Here is a 22505-nt window from a genome sequence, read left to right as displayed (position 1 = left end):
CAGTGTCATCAACCAACACTCCCCCAAGTAAGTCTCGCTTACTTGGGCACGATATATTACTAATTACTGTTATGGCCGTGCTTGCTGGGTGCGGCCTTATTTATGAATACTTACTGTCTCATTATGCGGGCCGTGTACTTGGCTCAGTAGAAAGCGCTATTTACGCCATGATCGGTACTATGATTGTAGCAATGGGCTTGGGCGCTTTTTTAGCGCGTTGGTTTAAAGATGCATTTACCGCTTTTGCTTGGCTAGAAAGCATTATTGCTTTGGTTGGCATGGGCTGCATTTTAGCGATAGCGGGTGTAATAGCTGTAAGTTATTCTCTTCCTCATTTATTTTCGAGCATTTTTAATTTACCCCCAGATGTTGTACTTAATGGTTACGTATTTCAAAAGCTACAAGAGTGGTCACGTTTTCTACCTTATGTTTTTGGTTTAATACTGGGCTTATTTATTGGGATGGAAATACCGCTTATAGCGCGTATTCGTCAGCATGTTTATGGTCGTTTTTTAGAAAACAACGCAGGGACTATTTATGGTGCCGATTATATTGGTGCTGGTATTGGTGCCGCCATTTGGGTAAGTATCATGCTCTCAATGCCTATAATGCAAGCTGCGGCGTGGACGGCGTTATTTAATATCATCGCAGGACTCGCTTTTTTATGGCGTTACCATGCCCATGTGCGCTTTGCTAAGGCACTTTTAGTTTGCCATATAGCACTGCTGGCATTGTTTGGCTTTATTTTAGTATTTGGCAGTAGCTGGATGAACAATCTAAGTAATGTTTTATACAAAGATAAAGTAATTTATTCGCAAGCAACCAAATACCAGCACGTAGTTTTAACCGAAAGATTAAGCAAAAACCAACCTCAGCCAATCACCGATTTGTATTTAAATGGGCGTTTGCAGTTCTCAAGTATTGATGAACAAATATATCATTCAATGTTGGTTTATCCTGCAATGCTTGCCTCTAACAGACACGACCGTGTATTAATAATTGGTGGTGGTGACGGGCTTGCACTTAGGGATGTTTTAAAATGGCCTGTGAGTGAAGTAACGCTAATAGATTTAGACGCGCAGCTTCTCAATTTATTTGGTCATAAAGACGGTGACTTTACCCCGCCAGAGCACATCAATAAGCGATTACTACAGCTAAACAATAAATCGATGCAAGACTCGCGAGCCAACATAATTGTGGGTGATGCATTTTTAGAAGTTGAAAAGCTGCTTGATCAATCTAAGCAGTTCGACACTATCTTAATTGATTTACCGGACCCAAATCACCCTGATCTAAATAAAATGTACAGTGACTACTTTTATAATCATGTACGTCAGTTATTAGCACCCGATGGCGCAATGGCGGTTCAATCAACTTCACCTTACCACGCTAAAAAAGCGTTTTTAAGCATTGCTAAAACAGTTAAAGCCGCAGGGTTTGAGTATGTTGAGCAGTATCAGCAAAACATACCTTCGTTTGGGCAGTGGGGCTGGACTATAGCCACTAAAATGGGTCAGTCGGCCAGTGGCCGTATTAATGATGCGACGGCTATGCCTGTGCCATCAAGGTGGATCAGTAAAGAATATTTATTGGCAAGTTTTGTATTTCCTAACCACTACTTTGAACAAGTTAAAAGTATTGAGGTCAATAGGTTAGGATCTGGTCAGTTGTATGATTACTACCGAACTGCATGGCAAATAGAAAGCGAATTGTATAAAAACTAATAAAACATGGTTGACATAATATGTCGGCCATGAGAATCTTAACTCAGACATAATATGTCAAACGACAAAAGGCAGAGACATGGAATTAAATGAACTTTCAATAAAATTAGCTTCTTTTGAAACTGAAGGCGCTAACTTTGAGTCTTTCTTGATTGCCAACCCAGGCGAGCAAGATGTTTTACAAGTCATTGTTGATGGAAATGATGAACTTCCAATTTTTGTTACACAAACGCAAGAGCAGTTGTTATGTATTAGCTACTTGTTTGACGAAGATGAAGTTAAGAGTGAATTACGCAACGAGTTAAACGAAACATTACTACGTTTAAACGTGCCAATTCCACTGAGTGCATTTGCTAAAATCGATAACAAATACGCGATTTTTGGTGCACTGTCGGTAAATTCATCATTAGATGACGTTACCCACGAACTAGTGACATTAGCCGATAACGCTATCGATGCACTAGAAGCCGTGACCTTGTATTTAAACGATTAATAGCCAGTTAGTGGAGTTAAGATTATGAGTATTTTAAAAAAATTATTTACAGCAGTACGTGGCGGCGCTCGTGAAGCAGGCGAAGCAATTGTAGACAAAAATGGCATCCGTATTTTTGAGCAAGAAATTGCAGACGCGCAAAATGCACTTCACCGTGCTAAAAAAAGCCTTACTGAAGTAATGGCCAAAGAAATGCAAACTAAGCGTAAAATTAGCGCTGTAGATGCATCAATCGCTGAACATGAAGCGTATGCAGGCCAAGCGCTTGAAAAGGGCAACGAAGCGTTAGCATTAGAGATTGCAGAAAAAATTGGTGACTTTGAAGCTGAAAAAGCCGAAAACGAGCAAGTATTATCTGGCTTTAGTAACCATATTGTTGCGCTTAAGCAGCAAGTTAAAGATGCTGAAAAATCAATTAAAGAGAATCAGCGCCAGCTTACAATGGTTAAAACCACTGAAAGCGTACAGCAAGCAACAATGGCTGTTAACAGCACGCTTAATACAAACAGCTCGTCTATGACATCGGCTCGTCAATCGCTTGAACGCATTAAACAGCGTCAACAAGATCGTAGCGACCAGCTAGGTGCTGCAAAGCAACTTGAGTCAGACGTAAATGGCGATGACTTAAAAGCAAAAATGGCTGAAGCAGGCATTGGCGACACAAGTCCAAAAAGTGCTGATATTTTAGCTCGCATCAAAGCGAAGCAAAATAGCTAACCATTACGTTTATACTTTAAAAAGGTAACCGAGTTTTGCTCAGTTACCTTTTTTGCTTAGAGGGCAGCCTTTCTATGTTTAATTTTTTCAAATCTAAAAAAGAGCCAGAGCGTCAGCTTAATCATCCGAGCGAGCTTAAAAAGGGCGACATGTTTAGTGTTATCGACTCATTTGCTTATCCGTCATGGTTAAAAGGTGAAACGCTACGTGTTACTGATATTCAGACTTACCAATATCAGCACAGTAGCGATACTGAATTTGTACTCGAAACAAATAGCGGGCAAGTTGTATTTTTACAAATTGAGCAAGATGACGGCGAAGAGTGGGCTAACTTCTCTATTAAAATTCAGCGCAACGAAGTTGAAGAGATATTTGGCCTTGATGAGTTTGCGCGTATTTTTGATGAAGAGTCGTTAACCCACATTACAGTGCAAAATACACCAGAGCGCTTTATGCAGTTTTTAGCTAAAAGTTATCAACAAAGCGAGTCGCCTTATGTGTGTTATTTCCATAATAAAGATTACCGCAACCAAACATTGCCTCGCTATGAGCAAGAAGGTGGTGAACCATGCGAAATGATTTGTTTAGCATCAGATAATGAAGGCTTTGGTTTAAATATCGAAATTTGGGATGGCGGCGAAACCGAAGTATCGCTAACGCTCATGCGTCCAATGTCAGACATTATAGACTTGTTTCCTGGAGATGCTAAGTGAGTGATGCTAAAGACAAGTGGTTGCGTCAGGAACAAGCTGTACGTGCCACACAAATGGCATTTGATCTAAGCAGCGAAGTTCAAAAGCTGATAAAAAAGCAGGCAATTGATCAAGAGTTAACGCCGTCAGATATGATCCGTAAAATACTTGGCTTAGATGTAAAATCTAAAAAAACACGTCAACGTTTATCGTTTAATTTAAATGATGATGAGATTGCGCAACTAGCCAGTCGCTTTGATGTCCCAAGTGATGATAAGCGAGCCGTAAAACAACAAGTAGCTGACTTACTAATTGCTCACACTAAAAAAACTAAGTAGTTGCACTAGATTATTATGAATATTACTCTAATTGCTTATCTACTTATTTTTGCGTTGTTTGGTACTGCGGCGAGTTATTTTGTACGCTTTATTTATGCATATTGGGTGCTTAAAGCAATGCCCATGAAGTACATTATAAAAGCGGGTATTTGCGTAGTGCTGGTTGTTGTAATTTCAGCGTTAATTCCGTATTTAGGTTAACGCTGAAATTAGCTTATACGCGACCGTTTTTATTTTATATCAAACGACTGGCATTGGTGATTAATACACAGCGATTGCACTTCAAGTACAGGAGAACAATCGGTTAAGCCTTGTGCTTTATTTTGTATTTTTTCTTGTTTTGTTATTTGTTGAGCAAGCTGTTCTGCTTCTTCTTGAGATGTGTTCAGCGTTGAATAAACAGCATACTTACTCGGTCCGCCACATGCGCGGGCGCCCACTTCAAGTACTTTGCACTGAAAGCTTGCAGTGCAGCTGTTATTACTCACCATGTTATTCAGATCATAGTTTAAGTCAGATAAGTTTTTACTTTGCTCATTTGACGTCACAGTACTAGCACAACCACTTAGTAGTAAAATGCTGCTAGCAATGCTTAAAATTGATAGTTTAATTGCCGATGGTAAACAACTCATAACGTTATCCTTAAAATGCACTTACCGCTGAGCCTTCAAGTTTAACACATTTATTTTCAACACACTGCGTGCTTGGCGTTGTTAAATGCTGACAAATGCTCATCATCCCTTTTTGTGAATTATAACTACTTTCAAGCTTAGTAATTTTATCGCTAAGGGCTGCTACTTGTTTTTCAGACGCTGATTTTGTTGAGTACACAATAAAGCTGCTTGGCCCGCCACACGCGCGACTGCCTACGGCACTTATTCTGCATTGAGTGCTGGTATCACATTGCTTATCTGTAATTAGCGTATTTAATTCGGCTTTAGCTGTTTTTATATCGTCTATTGAAACGTTTTTTAAATCAGCTTTTGGTATTTTTTCAGCAACTACGTTCTTTTTAGTATTTTCTTGTAATTGAGTGTTTTCTTTTAGCTTTTGCAGCTCTTGCTTTGGCGCTTCAGTTTCTGAGGTTATTGTTACTTGCTGCGTTTCAGTTGGCGTTTTATCTAAGCATGCAGTTAAACACAGTGGTAAAAGTATGGCCAATAATGGGGTACGCATAAAAAACCTTGATAGTGATGAAATATTCATCACTATCATACACGGTGCATTTTTTACGGCAATAAAAACTATATTATCAAGTAATTAAAGCCGTGAAAAATATCGTTTATTAAAGTCCACCCTGCGTTAGTTTGGTGGGATTAAGTAGCTTTTCGAGTTCACTGCGTGGTAAATCGGTTTCTTGTTCGGCTACATCAATAATAGGGCGGGCTTCCTTATAAGCCTGCTTTGCTATTTTTGCTGCTTTTTCATAACCGATCACCGGATTGAGCGCAGTCACTAAAATTGGATTTTTAGCGAGTGCTTTATCTATATTAGGCTGATTTACTTTAAAGCTGGCAATGGCTTTATCGCCCAATGCTTGTGCGCTATTGGCAAGTAATTCTATGCTTTGCAAAATATTATAAGCAATGACTGGCAGCATAACGTTTAGCTCAAAATTACCCGCTTGGCCTGCTACTGTAATGGTCGCGTCGTTACCGATTACTTGTGCGCTTACCATGGCCGCGGCTTCTGGTATTACTGGGTTTACTTTACCTGGCATAATAGACGAGCCCGGTTGAAGTGCTTCTAGCTCTATTTCGCCTAAGCCCGCAAGTGGCCCTGAGTTCATCCAACGTAGGTCGTTCGCTATTTTCATTTGTGCTACAGCGAGTACTTTTAATTGCCCCGAAAGCGCTACTATGGCGTCTTGTGAGCCGATGTTATAAAAAAAGTTACTACTAGGCGTAAATCTAATGCCTACATTGGCACTCAGGTTTTCTGCAAATTTGGCTGCAAACTTAGGGTCTGCATTTATTCCTGTTCCAACAGCTGTACCGCCTTGTGCCAGTTCGCATACACGCTCTAGGCTATGTCTAATTCCTACTGCGGCATGATTAACTTGTGACTGCCATGCACTTAGTGTTTGATCAAATGTAACAGGCATTGCATCCATTAAATGCGTACGGCCCGTTTTAACTATATGGCCTACTTCAGCTTTTTTCTTTTCTAGGCTTTGAGATAAGTTTTCAAGCGAAGGAAGTAATTCATACACTACATTTATTGCGCTACTGAGTGCGATAGCAGTAGGGACTACATCGTTAGAGCTTTGCCCCATGTTTACATCATCATTAGGGTGAATGCTTTCACTGCCTAATCGGCTAGCAAGCGTTGCAATAACTTCGTTGGCATTCATATTTGAGCTTGTGCCCGAACCTGTTTGAAAAATATCAACGGGGAAATGCTCAACATGCTCGCCATCAATAATACTTTGACAAGCTTGCTCAATAGCATTTGCTTTGTCTTTACTTAAATGGCCAAGCTCGCAGTTACTTTGCGCAGCAGCTTGTTTTATATAAGCCAGTGCAGTGATAAATTGCTTTGGCATAGATAAGCCACTAATGGCAAAGTTATTAACTGCTCGTTGTGTTTGCGCCTGATAGAGCGCATCAGTAGGTACTTGTAGCTCGCCCATGCTGTCTGATTCTGTTCTAAAGTTGCTCATAAGTGTGCTCCTTAAAAAGGGTTGAATTCGTGACTAAGAATACGAGCTTCACGCTCAAGTATTAAAAATTGTGCAGTATTGTTATGCACCTTATAAAACCGTTTTAATGCTAATAATGGTTTGTATAGCTGCTCTAAACATTGTTTACGAATAGCATTATGTATAAGAGGGTCGCACATTTTGTTCATAATTTCATGGTGTGTGCGCCTAAGATAAAACTCTTGAAGCAAGGGATTACGTTGTTGCTCAAATTTTTTGGCGACGTTAAGGGCGGTTTCTATGTAGTCGGCAACGAGCATGGGTGCATGCATGCCAGGTCTTAAGCAATGACAAGAGAGTTCTTGATGGTAACGATGCTGGGCATAATTTGAAGACATAAAAAAACCGACTCAAGTTAACGATAATAGTTATCATTACATTTAATCGGTTTCAGTGTAAACAGTTATTATAAAAATTATTTGCGATACTAATTTGAGTATTAATTGTAGCCAAGAATAAATATCTGATCTGTTTCATGTTTGCTCATCGCCTGTTGATTATGTTTAGGGTGCGAAAGTAAATCGATTACTGTAGCTCTCATATCAACGGCGTAACTATGATCGTCGGTGGTTTTTTCGGTTATAGCAATGGCCGCGTCTACAGCGGTATAAGGGGGTATATGCATAATTTTATCCTTTGAAATTTAATATAAGTTAAACCCTTTAGTGGGTTAACAATATAAAAGCATATTACGTACCAACCATAATGAGCCAGCTCAACCATATGATAGTTATAGTATTTAAAAATTACCTTTTTTTTCATCACGACAAAATAAGCTAAATTTGCTTTACTGTTGTGCATTAATCTACAATTTTGGTGCACAGTAATGACAAAGCCATTTTCACAAGCCTGTGAAAACAATAAAACCCCTATTTTAGAGCAATTAAAGGACGTATTAAAAAATACTAAAACAGTACTCGAAGTCGGATCAGGAACCGGCCAGCATAGTGTGTTTTTTGCAGAGCAATTACCACATTTACAATGGCATACAAGTGATCGCGCTATAAACCACGAAGGGATTAATTTATGGCACCGCGAAGCTAATTTAACTAATTTACATGCACCACTTGAGCTTGATTTAAATAATGAATGGCCTGTAGATAAGGTTGACGCTATTTATACTGCAAACACATTTCATATTGTAAGTTGGCAATTAGTTGAACGTTTTTTTGACGGTGTTAAGCGTCACTTAAATAGCGACGGTATGTTGTGTATTTACGGACCATTTAAGTACCAAGGTGAATTTACCAGCCCAAGTAATGATGACTTTAGTGCCTTTTTAACAGAGCGCGATCCGTTAAGTGGAATAAGAGATTTTGAAGCAGTTGAACAACTAGCTAAGCAAGCAGGGCTTACGCTTATTAGCGATACTGCCATGCCTGCAAATAATCAGTTACTCGTTTTTAAACGGCAGTAATGAGCTACATTGCTCTTTATATATATCAATATGGCCGCGTTCACGCTTTAAGTAGTCGCTTATTGCATTACTGAAATCGCCATCAACAATATGGTGAGCAGAGTAGGTAAGTACGGGTTCAAATCCGCGTGCTATTTTGTGCTCACCTTGTGCACCCGAATGAAAACAGTTGAGTTTATGCTTTATTGCAAACTCAATACCTTGGTAATAACATAATTCAAAGTGAAGCGAATCTACTTCCTCACTTGCTCCCCAGTAGCGCCCATAAAGCGTATTCTCACCTACTAAACTAAGTGTTGCAGCAATCACGTTGTCGTCTTTTTTGGCCAGCATAATAACGAGGTTATTAGCCATTAATGCATGTAAAAGCGTAAAAAACTCCATATTTAAATAGCCCAAATGGCCAGATCGCTTTAAGTAGGTACGCTGATAAAACTCACAAAACAATTGCATTATCTCGGGCGTAATTTGCGTTCCTTGCAGCCATTCAATATCAATATTTTGTTGCGCTATTTTAGCTCGCTCTTTTTTAAGTGACTTACGTTTTCGTGAGTTAAGTATTTGCAAAAAATCGTCAAAGGTTTCAAAACCTTTATTAAACCACTGAAATTGCACACCCACTCTTAGCATGGCATGTTGCTCAGTTAATAATGTTGCTTGGGCTTGGTCGCAAAAATTAACATGCCAACCCGACCATCCTTGCTCAGCACTGTGTAAGCTAAGTTGCTCTGTAATGTACTGATACACCGCATTTGGGTTAGCGTGCTCGATAGCAATACGCTTGCCTTCAATAGGGCTAAAGGGAATGCCAGATAGCCACTTGGGATAATATTCTAAACCGTGTTTTTCGTATGCCTCAGCCCATGCCCAGTCAAATACGTACTCGCCGTATGAATGACTTTTTAAATACCCAGGTGCAAGCGCAATGAGCGTATCATCTTCAAAAATAGCGAGGTGATGGGGCTGCCAACCGCTTTTTTGTGTTACGCATTGGCTTTGCTCAAGGGCATATAAAAAAGCATGTTGAGTAAATGGTTCATCACCAAATAAACGTTGCCACTGCGCCTGATCAATCTCATTAATACTGCTAAACCATTGGTGCGAAAACGTTCCCATGACTACTTACCTTGTAGTTGTTCTAAGCTGTTCTACGTTTTTAATAAACGTACTAATTTGCTTTTTAAGCTCGGTAAAATGAGGATTATAAGTTAAGCGTTGTAAAGCCGGATAGTGTTTTAAGTTGGCGCTTGTACGCTCTCCTAGTTGTGGATTTTTTGTTGTTTTACATGTTTTATACAGGGGCTCGTCGTTAATAAAGCTGCCACAATTACGATAGGTTGCGTTAATTCCATAATGTGGATTTTGCGGTGAGTTAATAATAGCAATATGCGACATACCATGAATTTTTTTACACTGAGGCGATGTGCATTGCGGGTTATTTACTGTGTAGTCACTAGCAAAGTCTGGCGGTAAAATATCAGTGCTTCCATAAAGTACTAAAGTATCGAGCGGCTTATATTTTACTGAATTATCTTTGTGTAATGCACTTAATAATTTTAGCGTGGCACGCGTATCTATCGTGGTATCAATATCGCTAAGTACACTAAAAATAGGTAATTTAAGTGCAGAGCGTTTGTTTAAGCTACTTACGCTTGCAAGTGACATAGCATAGTACGACGCGGCAGCTGCATTTAAAGGAAATGATTCATACTTAGCAAAGTCTACATCGGCGTCTTTATCTATCCAATTAACAAAGGGTATGGCATCAATCCACTTTGCTATCCAGCCGTACTTATTATGTGGCTCGGAGCCTGGCGAATAAAGCATAAGCGCTTTAATTTTGGGTGAAACAGTGTGCTTGGTTGCGTAATCAATAAGTAACGCTGCACCGGTAGAGTAACCTGCGAGTATCACCTCATCAAAGTCTTGCACCGAGCGTTTAATACCGTATTTTATTGCCTGTTGCCATTGGCTAACCTCTACATTGAGTAATGCACTTGCGGCGCTTCCATGTCCTGGTAATAAAATAGTACGCACAGTATAGCCTTGTTGATAATACACTTGTGCTAAATCGTGATACGTAAAGGGTGAGTCAGTTAGCCCGTGAATTAGTAGTGCAACTTTATTGCTGTTTGGATGCGTAAGCTCAAAAGGGGCAATAATATCTGCAATAGTAGGGTCAGGTTTTCGCGTACCTTGTGTTACTAATTGCTGATACGTTTGTGTAATAACAGGGCATGGCATATCTGCACGTGGATTGGTTTTATTTATATGTTTATATGCAAAATCTAAGTAATCGTTAAATGGTAAAAGGGCGTGGTAATTAAAGTGCTGGTGGTCGTGCTCTTTTTCAAAGCGTAATAAGCCTTGTTGCTTACTTTTTGTTATAAATTTAAGGTCGCTCGCCTGCGATATACAGTTTTGAGCGACAGCAATATGCGAAAAAACACTTAAAACAAAACCAAAAGCGACTCTTAAAACTATTCTTAAAATTAAACCACTATTGTTCATTAACTTCTGCATATTGGACAAGACACTCGGTTAGCTTAATGAGTTCAAGCGGTTTTGCAAGATGCTGGTTAAATCCAACTGCTTGTGCATGTGCTTTATCTTCTGGCATAACGTCGGCAGTTAAAGCAATAATCGGGAGCTCTTGTTCAGTTTTAAACTGGCGGATCAGTGCCGTTGCCCTATAGCCATCCATTACAGGCATTTGGCAATCCATAAGCACTAAGTCAAAGTGCTGCTTTTTAACTATATCAACGGCCAGTTCGCCATTTTCTACTATATACGGCACAATTCCTAACGAGCCAAGCATCGCTTTAATAACCATTTGATTTACCGGGTTGTCTTCTGCGACCAAAATATCTAGCGAAGTAATATTAGTATTATCAAATGTAATAACATGTTCTTTTTTAGGTTCTGTTGTTTCTAATCGCATTGAAAATGTAAAAGTAGAGCCTTTATTTACTTCACTTTTAAGTGTTATGTCAGCCCCCATTAATTGGCTTAACTCTTTCGCTATGGTTAAGCCAAGGCCTGTACCACCAAACTGCCTTGAGGTAGAACTATCCGCTTGGGTAAATGCGTTAAATAATTTTTTATGTTGGCTCGGTTTTATACCTATGCCGGTATCACTAACGGTTATAACTAGCTGTACTTTATTGGCGGCAGTAAACTCTGTTTCTATGTTTAAAGTAACGCTGCCTTGACTTGTAAATTTAATCGCGTTACTACATAAATTAAGTAATATCTGCTCAATTCGCATAGGATCACCAATAAACCAAGTATCTAAAGGTAGCTTTGAGTTAACTTGCCATTTAATACCTTTGTTAACGGCGCTTTGCTCAAACATATTGTTTATGCGTGTTATTAAAGCACCTAAGTCGAATGCAATAGATTCAATAACTAACTTTTGGGATTCTATTTTTGATATATCAAGAATGTCATTAATTAAGTTTAATAAGCTTTTAGATGCTGAGTTTATTTTATCTAAATAGCCAATGAGTGTACTTGCATTGTCTGTTTCTCTAGCAAGTGAAGAAAAACCAATAACGGCGTTTAATGGTGTGCGTATTTCGTGGCTCATATTCGCTAAAAATTGGCTTTTAGCCTGATTAGCTAAATCGGATTGCTTCTTTGCTTGTGCGAGTGAGTGTGTACGCTCTGCAACTTGACGTGTAAGCGCTATTTGTTGCTGATTAAACAGCAGTAAAACCATTAAAATTAAAGAACATACGGCAACTTGAAGTATGAGTAATAATAAAGTTAGTTGACTATTATGTTGTGTTAAAAAGCTTTCTTTAAGGGCTAGTTTTACAATCCATTTTTGCCCTGCAAAGTCCACATCAAACGACATTAAGCGGCTGCCTTTCGCTTGCTGAACATTTTGAGAGTAATTACTATAAAACGGCGGAGTGTTTGTATCTTCGTATATACCAATCGAAAACATATCAGACTGTTCTTTAGAAATTGCCTGCTCAATAATACTACGCACTAAAAACACACCAGTGGCATAGCCTTTAATTGTTTTATCATCACTATGCTGGGAGTACACAGGGGCAAATAATAAATAGGCTGGTTTAGGTTGTTTGGTTTGCACCAACTGAATTATTTTAGTTCCTACTGGCATGTACTTTATAGCGGGGTTAAGCAGAGAGTTTTTTCGATCAGGGTTTGAAAATACATTAAAGCCAATAGCTTTTTGATTACCATTAAAAGGAGCTATGTATTTTACTATCACAAGGGGATCGCTACTTTCAAGAGGTTCGCCAACTACATCAATATCTAAATGATAAATGTTTGATATTTCTTGGGCAAAGACGTCGCGTTGATCTTGAGGTATTTTTGCGTTCCACGATAAGGCGTTAATAAATGCGTGCTGAGTTAGTAACTGGCTAGCATAAGAATAAAAATCTTGCTGGCTTAGCATGGGAGATGACTGTACCTGACTTGCTAGGCTCTGCACTGCAATAATACTACGATTTGTATATCTATAAAGGCTGTTTTCTATAACGTGGACTTCACGTTCAGCAATTTTAATAGTGTTTATACGATTTTCTTGATCGTATAACTGCGTTGTTACCGCGACTGATAAAAATAAAATAGAGCATACTGCAATTGTTGGAAACGCCGATATATTATGTTGATTAGACTTTTGTGGTAATAAAGAAAGTAAAAGCGGAGTCGCAATTAATACTCCTAATGTATCACCAAGCCACCAGTAAGTAACATTCTTCCAATGATTATCAACACTGTAAACCGAGTTGAATTGGCTTAGGGCAAATACGCCAAAGTTAGCCGAAATTAAGCTGACCAATATTGCTATAACAAGGATAAAATAAATTATATTCTTGCGCTTTTTAAAGCGCAGCGGGTGCCCAAGCCAATACTTTAAAAGAGCTGCGCCGACCATTGCCTGTATAACAACACCAAAGGCGATATACATAGCCTCGTTAAATGAGTTACCGACCAAGACTAGTTCATGAGCTGAACTGTCAAAAATATTAAGGTTAAAGGCAATTGCAGCTACAAATAAAGGCGGGATAAAGCGCCACCACCAAATATAACAACCGACTAGAGCTATGCCGGCAGGTAACCAAATTGGAATGATTTGCGAGTTAAAAGCAAGTTTAGTGAGTGCTATGCCGACTAAAAAATATGCTAAAGCAAATATGATGTAAAAAATAATGGAATGATTTTTAGAGTTAAAATTTTTCACATAAGGTCCAAGCAATTATTATTGTCGTTTTGAAATATCAGTATAGCTAACAGTAAGTTATTTTGGTTATTTTTATAATGGTAACTGTTTTTTGCTAAATGACTGCTTTAACACGACTGTTGACTCTATATTTGCAATACAACTTAAGCCACCTAGTTGATGTTTCACAAACGTTTCGTAGCTCTCAAGATCATGTGCAATGATTTTTAGTAAATAATCATAGCTTCCTGATATTACACAACACTCTAATACATGTGGTAATTTTTCTACATGTTGCTCAAATTGCTCTGCAGCACTGACCGAGTTTTGGCTTAATCGTACAAACGCATATACCAATACATTAAGATTAAGTGCTTTGGGATTTATGGCGGCGTGGTAGCCGGTAATAATGTTTTCTTGCTCTAACTTTTTTATACGCCTTAAACAAGGCGTATCCGATAGGTTAATACTGCTGGCCAAATCTGAAACCGACATACGAGCTTGGCTTTGCAGTGCAATGAGTAATTGCTGATCTTTTTTATCTAACATAGTTGTCGGCTTTTATTAATTATTTTTATATTTGTAGTGATTATTGCTAAGTATTGCAGTTTTTACTAATTTTTTTGGCGCTTTACTCTAATTGAACTCTGTTAGCATTTAACTATAAAAATAATAGAGCGCAGCAATGAACACACATACCGCTATTTTCGATCACTGGATACGAACAGAGTTTGTCACTTTAAATAGTGAATTAGAGCAGCTTTATTGGCAGCAAACCGATAAAGCAAATGTAGAAGGAATAGGTGAGGCCTTAAAGCAACAATTAGAAAAGGAAGGCAACGTATTAATTAGCAATTTATTAGCCGAGGGAAACACAGATCAAGGCTTTGATAGCGCTTTTGACTTACTCGGTAACGTAGGATTATTTATGGCAGCGTGCAGGCGCCATGAAATTACTGAGCCAAGCAGAGAAACCACTTCACCGCTAATAGAAGCCTCAGCGCTTGCTATGCATATAGGCGCATCCATTGGCGTAACCCCTCGTTTTGCTACCGCCCACTTAACTACTCATAACAAAGCACTTAACGGTATTTATAAACGATTTACTAATTTACCTGATGAAAAGCTGTTTCTTGATTATAACACTCAAGGCATTTTGGCCTATAAACGTGCAAGTGATGCTTTATTAAAAATATTGCCGTTAGGTATTTCACATCCCTTGTGTGGTGAGTTATTAAAAGTAGCTAAACAAGCGCTTATAGATGTAATTGAGTCAAACAATGCACTTTATTCTGAGCTCGATACAGATCGCTTTTTTAACTGCGTTCGCCCTTATTATAAACCGTACCGTGTAGGTAAAGAGGTTTACAGAGGGGCAAATGCTGGTGACTTTGCAGGTATTAACGTGATTGATATGCTGTTAGGGCTGTGTAGTGCAAATGAGCCTAGTTACTCGCAAATGCTGGTGGATAAATTTTTATATATGATGCCGGAGGATCAACAAATCCTGCGAGAAGCCATGCGTATGCAAAGCTTTATGGATGACTTTTTACAAGCAGAGCAATATAAAAATACAGATTGGTTTAAAAGCCACGCAACGTTATTTATTCAAGTGTGTAAATTACATGGCGACACCGCAGTCGGTCATCATAATCAACTGGTTGAAAAGTTTATTGTTCAACCCTCAAAAAATATGCAACAGCAGCATATGAGCAAGGTAACAGCAAGTGGTCCGCCGCTTAATGTGTTACTTGATTCGCTCGAAAAATTAAGAGATAGGCGAGCCAGTGCCAAACGCGACGATATAAAAACACGTTTTGACGATCTAAACACACTTAAAGAATGGGTTAAATAGCATGCTTAAAAATGATTTTTGTATGGCTGATGGCTGTTATTTACTAAACCACTCGGTAGGGCGTCCTCTTAAAAATACGCAGCAATATTTAGCACAGCACTACTTTTTACCGTGGGAGAGCTCAAATAAAGAACCTTGGCAACAATGGCTGCCCGCAGTTGAGCAATTTACTACCGCGCTTAGTAAGTTATTTAATGCGCCTAGTTCGCAGTTTTGTCCTCAGGTTAATTTATCAAGCGGCTTAACAAAGTTGCTTATGTCGCACCCTCGATTACAGCAAAAAAATTGTAAAGTGCTTATGGCGCAAAGTGATTTTCCGAGCATGGGTTTTGTAATGCAAAAAGCGTTGCCAAAGTGCGCGCAAATCATATTTATACCTGAGCACGAAAACCTAACTGATATTAGTGTTTGGCAGCGTTATATAACTTGTGATATCGATTTAGTTTTTATAAGTCATGTGTATTCAAATACAGGTGTACAGGCGCCTGTGTACGATATTGTAGCTATAAGTAAATTAACCAATAGTTTATCAGTAGTTGATGTTGCTCAGTCAGCGGGTGTTATACCGCTTGATTTAAGCGTGCTCGATGCGGACTTTATGATTGGCTCGAGCGTTAAATGGTTATGTGGTGGCCCAGGTGCAGCTTATTTATGGGTTAACAAAAATCAAATAGAGTATTGTGAGCCTAAAGATGTGGGTTGGTTTTCGCATCAAAATCCATTTGAGTTCGATATTAACCACTTTGAATATAACGCCAGTGCGCTCAAGTTTTGGGGTGGCACCCCTTCTGTAGCGCCTTATATTATTGCCGCAAATAGTATTACCTACTTTGCAGAGCTAACAGCTCACAAGGTAAGGGTGCATAACTTAGCGATGCTTACGCTTATTCATGAGCAACTAGCTGAATATGTTGCATCATCTATGAGTGGTGATAAATGTAGCGGGACTGTTATTTTGTTTTTTAACAAGCAGCAAGACCATGTACTTACAGAGCTTAATAAAGCGAAAGTCAGTGTAGATGCTCGCAAATTTGGAATACGAGTATCGCCACATGTTTATAATACTCAAGAAGACGTTGCGCAGTTTATTTCTATAGTAAAACGAGCGCTTAAGGGTTTTGGCTAAGCTGCTGCTTTCTTTGCTTTAATGACTCTATTTTTTGCTGCGTTTGACTAATTGATGCGTCGTAGGCTTGTTTTAATGAATTTGTTTTAGTTGCGATAGCATCAGCAATAGACGAAGCGCCTAAACGATTGGCCTTATCTTGGGTCATATAATCTATTTGTTGTTTTTTAGCTGCGTATTCTTTTTGGCTTTGTTCAATAGATAGCTCAAGGCGCTTTATTTCACGCTCTATTTGTTGAACCTCTAAGTAGTCATCAACAGAGGTATCGGTTATACCTTTACCGGGCGTAGAGCTTTTATATGCTTCAATTACATTTATATCTTTTAGAGTAATAACTTGTGCATCTTTAGCGCAAGGCGTTTGGCTAAAAGTAGGAACGCCCTTAATTACACACTTATACACTGTTGTATTTTGTGCCAAGGTAAAAAATGGTGCTGCCGCGCAAAATGATAGCAATATGAACCGGATCATAGCTAAACCTAAAAGTGGCTAAAGTTGTGTTAATAATGCCCTAAGTTATTACTAGGCACAATTTGTTTAATTTTTATAAATTTTAGGCACAAAAAAACCACAATTAAGTGGTTTAAATTAAGTATGGTCCAGAGGGAGGGATAGACTTGCTTACATCCATGTAATCAATCGCTACGCGACGCTTGCAGCGGCCTAAAATGTTCCAGACATTTTGTCGAACCCTGTCGAGGGTTCTCACTCTCCCAATTTAGTATCGGTGTTAAATTTTAGGCACAAAAAAACCACAATTAAGTGGTTTAAATTAAGTATGGTGGAGAGGGAGGGATTCGAACCCTCGATAGAGCTACAAACTCTATACTCCCTTAGCAGGGGAGCTCCTTCGGCCACTCGGACACCTCTCCAACGCATAACCGGTTGTATTGATGGAGTAAAAAAAGCCACCAATTAAAATATGGTGGAGAGATAGGGATTTGAACCCTAGATGGGCTATAAACCCATGCCGGTTTTCAAGACCGGTGCATTCGACCACTCTGCCATCTCTCCGTGACGCAGAATAATACTTAGGTGATACCGCTGTGTAAATAGCAAAATGACTGTTTGCCTAAAAAACATACGTAAATGAGGTTTTTTTTGTAAATAAGGGGAAATTAAGGCAATTTTTAATAAAATAAATAGGTTGCAGCAAACAATGGGAGCTAAATAAGTGACTTCATTTAGTGGTTGAGTGTTCGCTGCACCGAAAAATAATCATGGTTGGGTGATTATTTATATTGAGCTGCACCGCTAAGTGCTAGTCTTTTACCAATCGTGTTAAGTTTAGCTAACATTCTTGCTTTACGGTTAGTTGGTTTAACGGCTACTTGCGCTACTGCTGTTTGATTTAATGTATTAATTGGTTTCATTATTTTGCTCCGGTTGTATCTGTTGAAATCGCGTGCATTTTGCACGTTGTTTGATTAAAAATACAACGATAAAAATTGAGCCTGAGGGATTAGTTAAACTAATCTGAATTGATTTTATTAATATGCGATTCAGTAAGTTGCATTACTGTTTTTGCATAGCTATTTATATGACGGTTGGTTTTAACCCCTTTGATGTTGGGGTTTTTGGTTTTTTAATTTATTTTTATGCATTTTATACAATGTTTTTTGATTATTTATTCAGATTAAAAAAATTTAATTAAACGTTTGTTATCTCACTCTAAAATACATTGCTGGAAACAAAAGCTTGTCACTACTTATAATTATTAAACCAAGTATCAAAAAGCAGAGCCAAAAATCATTGGCATGGCTTAAAAATATCTGTAAAAAACGCAGCTTTTCTTATTGTATATTTACTACAACGGGAAGCTTTGACGATGACTGCGCTCAAATAAGGTTGTTGCTGAGTAAATTTACCAAAGTAGTTGCACTAGGTGGTGATGGGACATTGAACTTGGCGGTTAATGCGCTAATAGGGAGCAGTTGTTCGTTAGCATTATTACCTTGCGGTACAGGTAACGATTTCTCCAGAGGGTTTAATTGCAAAGAAGATGATTGGCGAAAGGCATTATTTAATACACCGACAGCCATTGATATAGGGAAAATTAATAGCCGCTATTTTATTAATATTGCAGGGGTAGGATTTGATGCTCATGTGATTAAAACTATTAACGATAAAGCTAATTTTTCATCTTTTGATTACAGTTGGACGAGTATCAAAGAGCTATTTTATTATCAAGCTCAGCAGTTACAAGGTACGTTTAATAACGATGCTCGGCAGTATCAAAATTTAATTACTGTATTTGCTAATCATAAGTACTTTGGTGGCGGGCTAAAAATAGCGCCAAAAGCGGATTTAATTGATGGTCAGCTTGAGTGTTATCAAATGCGATCGGGTGGGCTTTTTTATAATGTAATAAGCTTTATTAAGTTATTTTTTAAGCGCCATGAGTATATAAAAAACCTTAACTACAGTCGCTTAAATACAGCTTCCATAAAAACTGAAGGGTTATTGATTGAAGCAGATGGTGAACTGGTAGGTAAAACTCCTGCAGTTGTTAGTGTGCATGGACAAGCCTTACTTTTTCATATGCCAATAAAAAAGCGCCTACAGTAAAGTAGGCGCTTTTGCGTTAGTTGCGTTAATAACGCGTCTAACTGGGGACGGAGCCACTTTTAGCTATTGCTCTATTAGCTAAAAAGGCGTTAATTCGTTTTGTTGGGGTAAGCACAATGGCGTTACCTAATAGCACTAAGCTAAACCCTGCAAAGGTATTTGCGTGCCATTCAAAGCCTTCAAAAAAGCTACTCAGTGTTACTGCCACTAATGGGAATAAAACAATAACGTAGCTGGCTTTTTCAGGGCCTATATTTTTTAGTAGTGCAAAGTAACAACCAAAAGCGATTACTGTGCCAAATATTGATAAATAAAGTAATGATAACCAGTAGCTAGTTGGGGCGTTTAAACTAAATTGCACATCGTTCATTAATACATATAAAGCTAAGCCTATAGCACTATATAACATGCCCCATGCATTGCCCTGCAATACGCCAATTTGCTTACGAGAATTACGAACGCTTACCATGTTGCCCAATGAAGCCACAAAGGTGCCACCAAGGGCAAGTAGTAACCCGACCAATGCACCGTTACTTAAGTCGAACTGCTGTAACTGTGGCCAAAACAGACACGTAATACCTAATACAGCGAGTGCGGCACCGGTATAAATTCGTTTTGAGATAGGCTTACCAAAAAATAGTCGAGTGTTAACTATGTTCATAACCAGCAACAGTGAAAAGGCGATAGAGGTCATAGCGGAGGTTAAGTAATTTTGTGCCCAGTAAAGCATCAAGTAATTTAAGGCAAAATTACAAATAGCCAACAAAGCAAAAAAGCCATGATCGATTAATGAAAAGCGCATATCCGGTTTTTTGTACGCTACATATAACCACATTAAAAGTGCTGCAATAGCAAAGCGATAAAATAACGATAGCTCTACCGCAATATCACCTAGCTGAAATTCGATGGCTAACCAAGTAGAACCCCAAATTAAAACGGTTGTAATGTATAGCGCTGCACTTTTCATGGTTACTCTCCAAAGCCCGATTGAATGGCTATTTTAAGACCTATCTGTATACTTACCATATACAGAAAAGTAAAAATGTAACCTATACAGATTTGGGTGCGTGATGATAAGACAAAAAAATAGCCAGGGGCATGAGTTTCTATATCAGCAAGTTATTCAGTTGATCAGAGATATGAGCGCCCAGCAGGTTTTACTCCCTGGCGAAAAACTTCCATCACTGCGTAAAATGGCAGATAACTTAAACATTAGTATTCCGACAGTGAAGCAAGCTTATCAAACACTTGAAGATCAGGGGTTAGTAGAGGCACGTGAAAAATCAGGGTATTTTTTAAAAGTCGTTAGCATGGCGCATAATTTACCTAAGCGAGTTAAATTAAGTCGCGAACCTGTTGTGGTAAATAAACAAGCCTTAATAGAGCAGGTATACAGTGCGATTCATCAAGCTAATGTAGTTCCTTTTGGTATCGCTAACCCAATTGCTGCTGCACCTACCGATAAAGCACTGGCCAGAAATATGCGCCGAGTAATGACTACAGCTGGCAGTAAAGCTATTAACTATGGACCAACAGATGGGTTTGTGCCGCTGAAAAAGCAATTGGTGCATCGCTATTTAGATTTTGGCATTGGTATAAATATGGACGAGCTTGTGATCACCAATGGTGCACAAGAAGCCATGGCTATTGCACTTAAGTGTGTAACAAAGCCAGGCGATGTAGTTGCCATTGAGACGCCTTGCTATCACGGGATTATCGAGTTAATAGAAAGCCTAGGGCTTAAAGCGCTCGAAATACCACTGTGCCCAGATAATGGTATTTGGTTAAGCGATTTGGAACGCGCTTTAAATGAGCATGACATAAAAGCGTGTTTATTCTCGACTGCAATTAGTAACCCTGTGGGCAGCTTTATGCCTGATACAAACAGACAGCAGCTGGTGGAGCTACTTGAAAGTCATGACGTAGTGCTTATTGAAGATGACGTATACGGCGATTTATATTTTACGGCAAAACGAGGCACACCTGCTTTAGCGTACTCTAAAAAAGGATTAGTGATTAGTTGCTCATCTTTTTCTAAAACGGCAGCGCCGAGCTATCGTGTAGGTTGGTTAGTTGCGGGTAAATTTGCAACGCAAGCAAGGCGATATAAAAGAGCACTAAGTTGCTCTGCTTCGTTAATAAACCAATGGACGTTATCTGAGTTTATTGCCAGCGGCGAGTACGACCGAAATTTAAAAGTACTTAGGCAACGCCTGCGCGATAACAAAGAGCGTATGCGATGGTGCTTACAACAAGCTATGCCAAAAAATACACGTATAAGCGATCCAAAAGGAGGCTGCGTTATGTGGCTAGATTTAGGTGGCGAGTACGATAGCCAAACATTGTTTTTACTTGCGCTTGAGGTTGGTATTAGTATTACCCCTGGGCTTGTTTTTTCGGCCTCTAATAAATATAAAAGCTGCGTAAGATTAAGTTATGGTGTGCAATGGAACGCGCAAATTGAGCAAGCAATAGTTACATTGGGTAAGCTTACTTTATTAGCTAAAAAGTAATACCAATCTGCTTATATATGGGGTCTATTTAACGTTAAGAAAATTACGCTAGAACTAGGCAAAAGTTTTTGTATCTAGTTGTTCTAAATAAAAATTTTTAACGACGTTATAGTGCAATTTAATTCGTTAAATTGATCAAAGATTTATGCAGGTTGGTATAAGTTTGCGAAACACAAAAAAGCAGCATTTAAGTAAACTTAAGTGCTGCCAAAGGGATGTTAAATAACGTTTGCTGTACTAATTTTGTTTAAAGCTAAATAACTGGTAACCTTCAAGCTCAGGCACTTGCATTACTAATTGCTCTTCTTGTTTTGCAATATCAGCAAAGTTTCCACATAAAGAGTTGGCACGTTCTTCAAGTGCGCTTGCATGTAGCTCTACTTTTTCTTCTATTTGTGCACCCATATTTTCCATGCGTTGTTCAAAGGCATCCATATCGCCGCCTGAACCAAGTAACTCAGAACCTAAAGCCACTAAAATACTGCCCATTGATTGCATTACTGCTGATTCAACCGCTGTTTCTATCTGCTGCTCAAATTGTTGTTCAAAGCTTTCGCCAAATTGATTAAAACTTTGTTGGCCCATCACAAATGTACCTTGCTGGTAAAATGTGTTTTCTACTTCGATTTTAATGTCATCCATAAGCTCAGACATATTATCAAGACCGTCAATATTAAATGCATTGCCTACTTCTTCTAATGCTACTCCGGCAATTTTAACACCCTCAAGCGCTATATTAGCTACTTCAGGTAATTGAGTGCGTAAGCTATCAGAGTACTTGGTTAGCGCGTCGCGCTGCGAATTATTCAGCGCTACAAGTTCGCCATTTACGGTTAAGTCACCATAGGTATTAAACTGCATGGTTTTATTGTTGGCGGTAAAAATTTCCAATTCGTTTGGCTTAATGCGCACATCATTTTTAAATTCGACGTTACATTCATCATTACTAAATGAAATTGCAGAATCGTTATCGTTATGAGCCATAGCGGCTGGTGAACAAATTAATGCGCTAACTAATAGTAATTTTTTCATGTTTTTTCTCTACTTTTTGTTGATGACGATTAATTAATAACAAGTTTGATGCCATTTTTATTTTTTAATATAAAACATATGCTTAACTGTTTTTGTTTGTTTTTTAGTAAATGAAATTAATTAATAAA

General features: G+C 38.6%; 24 protein-coding genes and 2 tRNA genes. 11 read left to right on the top strand and 15 right to left on the bottom strand.

What is annotated here, in order from left to right:
• Positions 1-2: 2 nt before the first annotated feature.
• The 6 genes from QT16_RS13630 to QT16_RS13605 all read left to right on the top strand — a co-directional run bounded on the left by QT16_RS13630 (position 3) and on the right by QT16_RS13605 (position 4165).
• A complete protein-coding gene (locus QT16_RS13630; protein WP_039488727.1) occupies positions 3-1724 on the top strand; it encodes a polyamine aminopropyltransferase in 1722 nt (573 codons plus the stop codon).
• Positions 1725-1803: 79 nt separating this feature from the next.
• Positions 1804-2217, top strand: a complete 414-nt coding sequence (locus QT16_RS13625) for a YjfI family protein (RefSeq protein WP_004335098.1) — start codon at positions 1804-1806, stop codon at positions 2215-2217.
• A gap of 24 nt (positions 2218-2241) precedes the next feature.
• On the top strand, positions 2242-2934 hold the full coding sequence (locus tag QT16_RS13620; protein ID WP_004335088.1) for a PspA/IM30 family protein: 693 nt from the start codon (positions 2242-2244) through the stop codon (positions 2932-2934).
• A 74-nt stretch (positions 2935-3008) separates the two neighbouring features.
• On the top strand, positions 3009-3647 hold the full coding sequence (locus QT16_RS13615) for a DUF4178 domain-containing protein (RefSeq protein ID WP_039488726.1): 639 nt from the start codon (positions 3009-3011) through the stop codon (positions 3645-3647).
• Positions 3644-3964 (top strand): hypothetical protein, encoded by a 321-nt coding sequence (locus QT16_RS13610; protein WP_024597423.1) that lies wholly within the window; start codon positions 3644-3646, stop codon positions 3962-3964. The genes QT16_RS13615 and QT16_RS13610 overlap by 4 nt, the downstream gene beginning before the upstream one ends.
• A 15-nt stretch (positions 3965-3979) precedes the next feature.
• Positions 3980-4165, top strand: a complete 186-nt coding sequence (locus tag QT16_RS13605; RefSeq protein WP_039488725.1) for a hypothetical protein — start codon at positions 3980-3982, stop codon at positions 4163-4165.
• Between the two features lie 29 nt (positions 4166-4194).
• Here QT16_RS13605 and QT16_RS13600 read toward each other — a convergent pair whose 3' ends face one another.
• The 5 genes from QT16_RS13600 to QT16_RS13580 all read right to left on the bottom strand — a co-directional run bounded on the left by QT16_RS13600 (position 4195) and on the right by QT16_RS13580 (position 7290).
• Positions 4195-4596 carry a hypothetical protein gene (locus QT16_RS13600; RefSeq protein ID WP_024597425.1) on the bottom strand — a complete coding sequence of 134 codons (402 nt, stop codon included), beginning with the start codon at positions 4594-4596 and terminating at the stop codon, positions 4195-4197.
• A gap of 10 nt (positions 4597-4606) precedes the next feature.
• On the bottom strand, positions 4607-5140 hold the full coding sequence (locus tag QT16_RS13595; protein ID WP_039488724.1) for a hypothetical protein: 534 nt from the start codon (positions 5138-5140) through the stop codon (positions 4607-4609).
• 109 nt (positions 5141-5249) lie between these two features.
• Entirely contained in the window at positions 5250-6626 is a 1377-nt protein-coding gene (locus tag QT16_RS13590; protein WP_039488723.1) for a class II fumarate hydratase, read from the bottom strand.
• 11 nt (positions 6627-6637) lie between these two features.
• Positions 6638-7003, bottom strand: coding sequence for a hypothetical protein (locus tag QT16_RS13585; RefSeq protein WP_238719444.1), 366 nt, complete (start codon positions 7001-7003; stop codon positions 6638-6640).
• Between the two features lie 101 nt (positions 7004-7104).
• The gene (locus QT16_RS13580) at positions 7105-7290 is read right to left on the bottom strand and encodes a hypothetical protein (RefSeq protein ID WP_024596419.1); all 186 of its coding nucleotides are present in this window, start codon (positions 7288-7290) and stop codon (positions 7105-7107) included.
• Between the two features lie 201 nt (positions 7291-7491).
• Here QT16_RS13580 and QT16_RS13575 point away from each other — a divergent pair, with 201 nt between their 5' ends.
• Positions 7492-8082 carry a DUF938 domain-containing protein gene (locus tag QT16_RS13575; RefSeq protein WP_039488722.1) on the top strand — a complete coding sequence of 197 codons (591 nt, stop codon included), beginning with the start codon at positions 7492-7494 and terminating at the stop codon, positions 8080-8082.
• Here the strand turns inward: QT16_RS13575 and QT16_RS13570 are convergent.
• From QT16_RS13570 to QT16_RS13555, 4 genes are all read right to left on the bottom strand, one after another.
• Positions 8059-9198 carry a GNAT family N-acetyltransferase gene (locus QT16_RS13570; RefSeq protein ID WP_039488721.1) on the bottom strand — a complete coding sequence of 380 codons (1140 nt, stop codon included), beginning with the start codon at positions 9196-9198 and terminating at the stop codon, positions 8059-8061. The genes QT16_RS13575 and QT16_RS13570 overlap by 24 nt on opposite strands.
• Positions 9199-9204: 6 nt before the next feature.
• On the bottom strand, positions 9205-10593 hold the full coding sequence (locus QT16_RS13565) for an alpha/beta hydrolase (protein ID WP_039488720.1): 1389 nt from the start codon (positions 10591-10593) through the stop codon (positions 9205-9207).
• Positions 10583-13303, bottom strand: coding sequence for an ATP-binding protein (locus QT16_RS13560; RefSeq protein ID WP_039488719.1), 2721 nt, complete (start codon positions 13301-13303; stop codon positions 10583-10585). The genes QT16_RS13565 and QT16_RS13560 overlap by 11 nt, the downstream gene beginning before the upstream one ends.
• A gap of 72 nt (positions 13304-13375) precedes the next feature.
• On the bottom strand, positions 13376-13831 hold the full coding sequence (locus QT16_RS13555) for an Lrp/AsnC family transcriptional regulator (RefSeq protein WP_039488718.1): 456 nt from the start codon (positions 13829-13831) through the stop codon (positions 13376-13378).
• Between the two features lie 136 nt (positions 13832-13967).
• On the opposite strand from QT16_RS13555, the gene QT16_RS13550 reads away from it, so the two are divergent.
• Positions 13968-15137, top strand: coding sequence for a PrnB family protein (locus QT16_RS13550; RefSeq protein ID WP_039488717.1), 1170 nt, complete (start codon positions 13968-13970; stop codon positions 15135-15137).
• 1 nt (position 15138) lies between these two features.
• A complete protein-coding gene (locus tag QT16_RS13545) occupies positions 15139-16263 on the top strand; it encodes an aminotransferase class V-fold PLP-dependent enzyme (RefSeq protein WP_039488716.1) in 1125 nt (374 codons plus the stop codon).
• On the opposite strand, the gene QT16_RS13540 is transcribed toward QT16_RS13545, so the two are convergent.
• From QT16_RS13540 to QT16_RS20890, 4 genes are all read right to left on the bottom strand, one after another.
• The gene (locus QT16_RS13540) at positions 16247-16735 is read right to left on the bottom strand and encodes an RNA-binding protein (RefSeq protein ID WP_024604723.1); all 489 of its coding nucleotides are present in this window, start codon (positions 16733-16735) and stop codon (positions 16247-16249) included. The two genes, QT16_RS13545 and QT16_RS13540, sit on opposite strands and share 17 nt — an antisense overlap.
• A gap of 308 nt (positions 16736-17043) precedes the next feature.
• Positions 17044-17136 (bottom strand) — tRNA-Ser (locus tag QT16_RS13535).
• A 51-nt stretch (positions 17137-17187) separates the two neighbouring features.
• Positions 17188-17278: transfer RNA gene (locus QT16_RS13530), tRNA-Ser, on the bottom strand.
• A 218-nt stretch (positions 17279-17496) separates the two neighbouring features.
• Complete coding sequence (locus QT16_RS20890; protein ID WP_164487637.1) at positions 17497-17637, bottom strand: hypothetical protein; 141 nt, start codon at positions 17635-17637, stop codon at positions 17497-17499.
• Between the two features lie 325 nt (positions 17638-17962).
• Here QT16_RS20890 and QT16_RS13525 point away from each other — a divergent pair, with 325 nt between their 5' ends.
• Complete coding sequence (locus tag QT16_RS13525; protein WP_039488715.1) at positions 17963-18832, top strand: diacylglycerol/lipid kinase family protein; 870 nt, start codon at positions 17963-17965, stop codon at positions 18830-18832.
• A gap of 37 nt (positions 18833-18869) precedes the next feature.
• On the opposite strand, the gene QT16_RS13520 is transcribed toward QT16_RS13525, so the two are convergent.
• Positions 18870-19799, bottom strand: a complete 930-nt coding sequence (locus QT16_RS13520) for a DMT family transporter (RefSeq protein ID WP_039488714.1) — start codon at positions 19797-19799, stop codon at positions 18870-18872.
• A gap of 103 nt (positions 19800-19902) precedes the next feature.
• Here QT16_RS13520 and QT16_RS13515 point away from each other — a divergent pair, with 103 nt between their 5' ends.
• Complete coding sequence (locus tag QT16_RS13515; protein WP_039488713.1) at positions 19903-21345, top strand: aminotransferase-like domain-containing protein; 1443 nt, start codon at positions 19903-19905, stop codon at positions 21343-21345.
• A 237-nt stretch (positions 21346-21582) separates the two neighbouring features.
• On the opposite strand, the gene QT16_RS13510 is transcribed toward QT16_RS13515, so the two are convergent.
• A complete protein-coding gene (locus tag QT16_RS13510) occupies positions 21583-22377 on the bottom strand; it encodes a YggN family protein (RefSeq protein WP_039488712.1) in 795 nt (264 codons plus the stop codon).
• Positions 22378-22505 lie beyond the last annotated feature (128 nt).

Origin of the sequence: Pseudoalteromonas distincta, from assembly GCF_000814675.1 — a bacterium.
Taxonomy (GTDB): Bacteria; Pseudomonadota; Gammaproteobacteria; order Enterobacterales; family Alteromonadaceae; genus Pseudoalteromonas; species Pseudoalteromonas distincta.
The sequence above is the reverse complement of the archived record's forward strand: the minus strand, read 5'-3'. Positions and strand labels throughout refer to the sequence as shown.